Source organism: Chryseosolibacter indicum, assembly GCF_018598585.1.
Taxonomy (GTDB): domain Bacteria; phylum Bacteroidota; class Bacteroidia; order Cytophagales; family Cyclobacteriaceae; genus Chryseosolibacter; species Chryseosolibacter indicus.
Genome location: NZ_JAHESD010000021.1, coordinates 69,374 through 76,199, shown reverse-complemented (window position 1 = coordinate 76,199; position 6,826 = coordinate 69,374). Strand labels below are relative to the sequence as shown.

The following is a 6,826-nucleotide window of genomic DNA, read 5'->3' as shown; positions in this document are numbered from 1 at the left end:
GCCATGAACAACATTCTTCTCGCTTTCCCATTTTGCCTTCAGTGAGTTACGCTGCTCGTTAAGCTCAGCAATTTCTTTTGAAAGAACGGCTTCTTTCTCTTTATCTTTTTCTCTGCGAATGGCCTCACGTTCTATCTCAAGCTGCATAATGCGCCTGTTCAACTCATCAAGTTCTTCAGGTAGCGAGTCCATTTCAAGACGAAGTTTAGATGCAGCCTCATCCATCAGGTCAATAGCCTTATCTGGTAAGAAACGGTCGGAAATATAACGGCTCGACAACTCAACTGATGCAATTACTGCATCGTCTTTAATACGAACGCCGTGATGAAGTTCATATTTATCTTTAATCCCGCGAAGGATAGATATAGAGTCCTCAACAGATGGTTCATCAACCATTACTGACTGGAATCTTCTTTCAAGCGCTTTGTCCTTCTCGATGTACTTCTGATATTCTTTTAAAGTAGTGGCACCAATGGCATGTAACTCACCACGTGCCAGCGCAGGTTTCAATAAGTTGGCAGCATCCATAGCACCCTCACCGCCACCGCCTGCACCAATCAATGTATGGATCTCGTCAATAAACAGGATGATCTGTCCGTTTGCATCAGTTACTTCTTTAATAACTGCTTTTAAACGTTCTTCAAATTCTCCTTTATACTTGGCTCCTGCAACAAGTAGCCCCATATCCAAAGACACAATAATTTTATCTTTCAGATTTTCTGGAACGTCCCCATTTACAATACGTTGAGCCAGACCTTCTACAATGGCAGTTTTTCCAACGCCGGGCTCGCCAAGTAAAATAGGGTTGTTCTTTGTTCTCCTTGAAAGTATTTGAAGTACACGCCTGATCTCCTCGTCACGTCCAATAACCGGATCTATTTTTCCTTTTTTTGCAAGATCGTTCAGGTTCTTAGAGTAGCGTTCCAGAGACTTGTATTTTGCTTCTGCATTTTGATCAGTCACAGTAGATCCTCCTCTTAATTCTTTAATAGCTTTGATAAGTCCAACACGTTCAAACCCTGTGTCCTTCATCAGCGATGCTACTTTATCTTTGGAAGATAAAAGTGCAAGAACAAGATGCTCAACTGCAATGTATTCATCTTTGAATTCGCGCAGTTCTTTCTCGGCATTCTGCAGAACAGAATTTGTGTTTGATGACAAGTAGGGTTGTTGACCAGAAACCTTGGGGTAACTATTCAACAATTCGTTGAGTTTGTTATCCAACAAAATCTGGTTAACATTTAATTTCTTTATAAGATAAGAAGTGACATTCTCATCTGTTTCCAGGATAGCCTTTAACAAGTGGCCAGGTTCAATGGCCTGCTGCTGGTTGCCCATAGCAATCTCAGCAGACTTTTGTAAAGCTTCCTGTGATTTTATGGTAAATTTTTCAAAGTTCATAGCTTAAAAACCTCGGTCATCATTTATCAAAACGGGGTCCATTTATCGTTAGTACCGGAATCCAGCAAGTATGGCACATAAGTAATAGCTAAAGAGGGTAAAATGGGTCAAATTGTCTAATTAGTATGTCAAAACGTTCGTTGCTTGCTCCGGTTTTTCTACCCCAGGCTTACCTGGTAGAGGTTGCATGGGAGGTTTGTAATCAGGTAGGAGGGATTTACACGGTTATTCGATCCAAAGTACCGGTAATGATGGAGCAATGGGCGGGGCGATACTGTTTAATAGGGCCTTACGTTCACCCAAATATCTCTGCCGAATTAGAACCATTGGATGACATTGAAGATATCTTTGGACAAGCAGCGGCCTCTCTGCGAAAGCGCGGTTATGATGTGCATTATGCTGAGTGGTTAGTGACAGGTAAGCCACGCGTTGTATTGCTCAATCCAAATTCGGTAGATACTGACACCTTAAACGTAATCAAGTATTTGTTGTGGCAAAACCATGGCATTAGTACGCCTGGCGATAATGCGCTGATCAATCAGGTTGTAAGCTTTGGATACCTCACTAAATTATTCATTGATGAACTAATGAAACTTTCTGGTGAGGACCATAAAGTTATTACACATTTTCATGAATGGATGGGCGGTCTTCCTATCCTTGATATTAAAAGAGAGGGTATCCCTGTTAAGACGATATTCACAACCCATGCTACCCAATTGGGAAGGCACCTTGCAATAAATTCACCCCAGTTCTATTCCCATTTGCCATTCTTTCAGTGGGAAGATGAGGCGAGAAAATTTGGCGTTGAGACAGAGGCAACAATGGAGTTTAAAATTGCACAGTCGTGCGATTATTTTACCACTGTTAGTGATCTTACCGCACGTGAATGTGAGTATCTCTTGAAGAGAGAAGTTGATGCCATACTTCCCAACGGACTAAACATACAGCGATTCGAAACCCTCTACGAATTTCAGAATCTGCATTCTGAATATAAGGAACAGATCCATGATTTTATTATGGGTCATTTCTTTCATTCTTATTCTTTCGACCTGGATAAAACAATGTATTTCTTTACTTCAGGAAGATTTGAATTTAAGAATAAGGGTTTTGATTTAACCCTGGAAGCCCTGAGCTACCTCAACGAACAATTGAAACGTGAGGGCTCGGATGTAACCGTAGTGATGTTTTTTGTAAGCAAGAGGGACTATTACAGCATAAAACCGGAAACGCTTCATTCGCATGCTGTGATGGAAGAGATAAGACAAACCTGTGATGCTATTTTAAAGCAGGTGGGCAGCAGGTTGTTTTACGAAAGCACAAGTAGAAACGATCATCATCTTCCTAACCTCAACGATTTTGTAGATGAATACTGGAAGCTTCGTTATAGAAGAACAATACAGTCATGGAAAACAAATAATCTGCCTTCACTTGTAACGCATAACCTTGTAGATGAAGAGCATGATGAAGTGATGAAGACCCTTCAGGAAAAGAATTTACTGAATCATAAAGATGATAAGGTAAAAGTGGTATATCATCCTGATTTTATCTCTTCTACAAATCCGCTCTTTGGTATGGACTATCTTCATTTTGTGCGAGGATGTAACCTGGGAGTATTCCCAAGTTATTATGAGCCCTGGGGTTATACGCCCTTGGAAGCACTTGCCAGTGGTATCCCTGCTGTAACCAGTGACCTTTCAGGCTTTGGTGACTATCTTCTGAATAACTTTCCTGACCATGAAAAGAACGGAATATTTGTGGTAGAAAGAAGCAAACGCACTTTCGATTGGAGTGCGAGGCAGCTCGCAGCGTATATGTATAGATTTCTCAAGCTGAGCAGAAGGGAAAGGGTTATCCAACGTAATAATGCGGAGAGTTATTCCGCATATTTTGACTGGAAGAACTTAATACTGTACTACAATAGTATATACGAAAAGGCGGTCGCTCGTTAATGCGATGGATAGTATTTGAGACTCTTCAAAGTAAATACTCCTAATTATTTGCACTAGTATAAGCTCCAAGACCGGGAGATCCTTCGCAGATACCCAGGCCTGTTTTAGTGTCTTTTTGTAGACGGAGGAGACAATGCTGAACCGAATGTCTGCCACATTCCAAATCCCCGTATCATCCCAAATAGCTTGGGAATGGATTCTGCCAGCACCATGCGAGCACCATGCCAGCACCATGTCTGCGAGAAAACACCCCCTTTTCTCGCAGACACGCTGTACGCACGGTGCTGGCATGGTGCTGGCATCGGAGACTTCGAAGCTTCTGTCAGCTTTATCAGGGCTAGAAGCCAAGCTCGTACTTAAGGGTGATTACCTGAGCTGCCCTGCTTATAATTAGCTTAGCCCTTCTTTTTCAGGTTGCAGCCTACAGGCCGCACTTCAGGGGTGGTGATGGTTTGATTGCTGAGCATGATGTCAATGGCATCTTTCAGGTAATGCTGGCGCACGTCTCCTTCAACCTGTGCATTGTCGTCAATAGCACCCCGGTACACAACAGAGAATTTGCCGTTGTTATTCTTCAGCAAAAATGCCTCAGGAGACTTACGGGCATTGAGGTTAGTCATCAATGTTTGATCTTTATCTGACAAGTATGGTATATTGGTATTCTGTTGTTTGGCTTTTGCGGCCATACTTTCATTGCTTCCGTTCGGATCGCTGTTTACAAGCAATACCGGAACACGATCTTGATAGTTTTGCGCAAGCTTGGCAATACGATTACGGTAGTATTCATCATACGGGCAATTGGTGCTTGTAAATACGATTACCAACCCCTGACAAGATGGGTAGGTGTCCAGGGATACAGTCTGGTTGTTAATCACGTTAGTAAGACTAAAGTTACTCACTTGTTGTCCCCTCGCTGCAATAACTGCTATAAAAGTGAATAAAACTGCAACTAACTTTTTCATGCTATTCGTTTCAATTATGTACAACCACAAAGTTATCAGAAACGTGATAATTTAATTTTACCAACGTTTCATTACTACCGACAATAATCCGGCCAGTTATCGATCCCTGTTTCTGAATAGAAAAGGGCTCTATAGCCAGGTTTTTAGCTAGCATCAGGTCTTTTTTTCCATAGATTTTTATCAGCGCTTCTTTTGAGCACCAATAGATACAATGCTTTACTATGTCAATGCCGGCATCCTGCAATTCCTGCTGGTTTAGTACCCGTGGCCCTATTCTAAGCAACTTTTCTTTAGGCTGTTCCAAATCAATGCCCACCGCAAATTTCTGGTTTATAACGGCAGCGACGTACGGATAGGAGTGACTCAGGGAGATATGAAAGGAAAAGTTTTTAAGGTATGGTTTCCCGAATTCATCTTTTACGAGTCCTTCGTACTGCAGTGACCAGTTTTCTAATAACTTTTTAATAACAACTCGGCCGGCAAGGTATTCAAGTCTTTTAAAGGGATTGGTTACAGATTCGGGAACACGATCAATGGAGTTTATTTTATCGGACAGCTGGGTTTCACTTTCAGTAATCTTCCAGATTGCCCAGGCCGATTCAATATTGTCAATAAGCTTTTCTAAAGGCATTTACGTTGAACGAAAATTTGATACGCACGTTTCTTCTGTTACAATCATTCGTTTCCCACAATTCGGAGCGTGAACAAAATTGTAAAATCTGCTGAAAGTTAGAACTTTCGGCTTTATTGTAAAGGCATGTCGCAAGTCAAGGTTGAGAGAATTCATACATTAACAGGGCACCGTGATTGTATTTACACCCTTCAGGGATCTTCGGAGGAGCATACGTTCTTTTCCGGTTCTGGCGATGGTATGGTGGTGCGCTGGAACTTGCAGGACCCCGAGACTGGTGACGTAATTGCCAAACTTCCCAATTCGGTCTATGCCCTACATCATCATCCGTATACTGATCTTTTGATTGCCGGCCATAATTATGAAGGCATACATATCCTATCTTGGAAGAATAAAAAGGAAATAAGTTCGTTACAGCTAACGAAGGCCGCGATCTTCGATATCCAACACCTGGGAAAGAATGATTTACTGGTGGCAAGCGGCGATGGTGTACTTTCGAAAGTCAGGATGGATCAATTGGTAATCACCAAGAAAAATCAGGCCTCAGAAAAAAGCGCCCGCACGATTGCTGTTAATGAAGTTACGGGGGATATCGCAGTAGGCTATAGTGATAATTTCATCAGGGTGTTTGATGAAGACTTAATCTTGAAGGCCGAATGGCAGGCGCATGCTAACTCAGTGTTTACGCTTCGGTATATGCCCGAAAGTAATTTATTGATGAGTGGCTCAAGAGACGCAAGGTTGAAGGTATGGGACGGAGATGTTGGATATAGCCAGGCAGCGGAGATTGTAGCACACATGTATGCGATAAATCATATCGATTTTAGCGCAGATGGCAAACATTTTGTAACTTGTAGCATGGATAAATCCATTAAGGTGTGGGATACAGAAGCCTTAACACTTTTAAAGGTGATCGACAGAGCCCGTCATGCGGGACACGGAACTTCCGTCAACAAACTTTTTTGGACATCGTATAATAATCAATTGCTAAGTGCCAGCGACGATCGCACGATCTCTGTGTGGCACATCATTTTTTAAACTTAATTGTATGAGAATCACACCGCTTGAAATAAGGCAGAAAACTTTCGAGAAGAATTTCCGGGGTTATGAAAAGGATGAAGTTCACGCGTTCTTGTTTACGCTCTCACAGGAGTGGGAGAGACTTCAGGATGAAAATAAAGAGCTGCGCATTAAACTTGAAGCTACAGAACGTGAGGTAACAAAGCTGAGAGAAGTTGAAGGTTCGCTATATAAAACTTTAAAGACTGCTGAAGATACGGGGGCTAATGTAATAGACCAGGCAAGAAAAGCTGCCGAACTTCATTTGAAAGAATCACAGTTAAAGGCAGATGCCATTTTGAACGAGGCAAAAACAAAGGCCAGAGATACCATTGAAGAATCTGAGTCGCGGGCGAAGGAGATTGTTGAAGACATGGAAGATCGCCTCAAGTCTCTTATCGATAATTACAAAAAACTAGAATCATCACGAGAGGACCTTATTAGTGACCTCAAGCGGTTAGCATCAGATCTGTTGGACCGTGTTGAGCGGGCTACTGTTCATACTAAAGATTTTAATCCGGATAAACATCTCTCTTCTGTAAAGCGTGAGGCGCGTAAAATAGCTTTCCCTAATCATGAATTTGAGAAAACAGCACGCCACGAACAGATCATTAACGCAGAACCTGTAAGAAAACCAGAGCCCGTGCAGGAGCCGGAAAATGAATTACAGCCTGAGCCGGTAGCTGTAGAAGCTGAAGAGCCTGTTATTAAGTCTTATACTTTTGAACCCGAACCAGTTTCTAAAAAGCCAGTAAAATCCTTTTTTGACGAAATCGGATAAAAAGAGTCACTGGTAAATAGTCACTAGTAAATGGAAAAAGGCA

Annotated in this window: 7 protein-coding genes; 4 read left to right on the top strand and 3 right to left on the bottom strand. The window is 42.0% G+C overall.

Annotation, left to right across the window (positions count from 1 at the left end):
• On the bottom strand, positions 1-1,401 hold a 1,401-nt coding region (locus tag KK060_RS11330), incomplete at its 3' end, for a Clp protease N-terminal domain-containing protein (RefSeq protein ID WP_254153845.1).
• A 125-nt stretch (positions 1,402-1,526) separates the two neighbouring features.
• On the opposite strand from KK060_RS11330, the gene KK060_RS11325 reads away from it, so the two are divergent.
• Both KK060_RS11325 and KK060_RS11320 read left to right on the top strand, forming a co-directional pair.
• Entirely contained in the window at positions 1,527-3,350 is a 1,824-nt protein-coding gene (locus KK060_RS11325; protein ID WP_254153844.1) for a glycosyltransferase, read from the top strand.
• A 145-nt stretch (positions 3,351-3,495) separates the two neighbouring features.
• Positions 3,496-3,744 (top strand): hypothetical protein, encoded by a 249-nt coding sequence (locus KK060_RS11320; RefSeq protein ID WP_254153843.1) that lies wholly within the window; start codon positions 3,496-3,498, stop codon positions 3,742-3,744.
• 1 nt (position 3,745) lies between these two features.
• Here KK060_RS11320 and KK060_RS11315 read toward each other — a convergent pair whose 3' ends face one another.
• Positions 3,746-4,312 (bottom strand): redoxin domain-containing protein, encoded by a 567-nt coding sequence (locus KK060_RS11315; protein ID WP_254153842.1) that lies wholly within the window; start codon positions 4,310-4,312, stop codon positions 3,746-3,748.
• 10 nt (positions 4,313-4,322) lie between these two features.
• On the bottom strand, positions 4,323-4,943 hold the full coding sequence (locus KK060_RS11310) for a 4'-phosphopantetheinyl transferase family protein (protein ID WP_254153841.1): 621 nt from the start codon (positions 4,941-4,943) through the stop codon (positions 4,323-4,325).
• 126 nt (positions 4,944-5,069) lie between these two features.
• On the opposite strand from KK060_RS11310, the gene KK060_RS11305 reads away from it, so the two are divergent.
• Both KK060_RS11305 and KK060_RS11300 read left to right on the top strand, forming a co-directional pair.
• Positions 5,070-5,981, top strand: a complete 912-nt coding sequence (locus KK060_RS11305; protein ID WP_254153840.1) for a WD40 repeat domain-containing protein — start codon at positions 5,070-5,072, stop codon at positions 5,979-5,981.
• A gap of 10 nt (positions 5,982-5,991) precedes the next feature.
• Positions 5,992-6,783, top strand: coding sequence for a DivIVA domain-containing protein (locus KK060_RS11300; RefSeq protein WP_254153839.1), 792 nt, complete (start codon positions 5,992-5,994; stop codon positions 6,781-6,783).
• The last annotated feature ends 43 nt before the right edge of the window (positions 6,784-6,826 follow it).

Excerpts from the sequence above, each read along its gene's own strand:
- KK060_RS11325 (WP_254153844.1), top strand. The coding sequence starts at position 1,527 with ATGTCAAAACGTTCGTTGCTTGCTCCGGTTTTTCTACCCCAGGCTTAC.
- KK060_RS11320 (WP_254153843.1), top strand. The coding sequence starts at position 3,496 with ATGTCTGCCACATTCCAAATCCCCGTATCATCCCAAATAGCTTGGGAA.
- KK060_RS11315 (WP_254153842.1), bottom strand. The coding sequence starts at position 4,312 with ATGAAAAAGTTAGTTGCAGTTTTATTCACTTTTATAGCAGTTATTGCA.
- KK060_RS11310 (WP_254153841.1), bottom strand. The coding sequence starts at position 4,943 with ATGCCTTTAGAAAAGCTTATTGACAATATTGAATCGGCCTGGGCAATC.
- KK060_RS11305 (WP_254153840.1), top strand. The coding sequence starts at position 5,070 with ATGTCGCAAGTCAAGGTTGAGAGAATTCATACATTAACAGGGCACCGT.
- KK060_RS11300 (WP_254153839.1), top strand. The coding sequence starts at position 5,992 with ATGAGAATCACACCGCTTGAAATAAGGCAGAAAACTTTCGAGAAGAAT.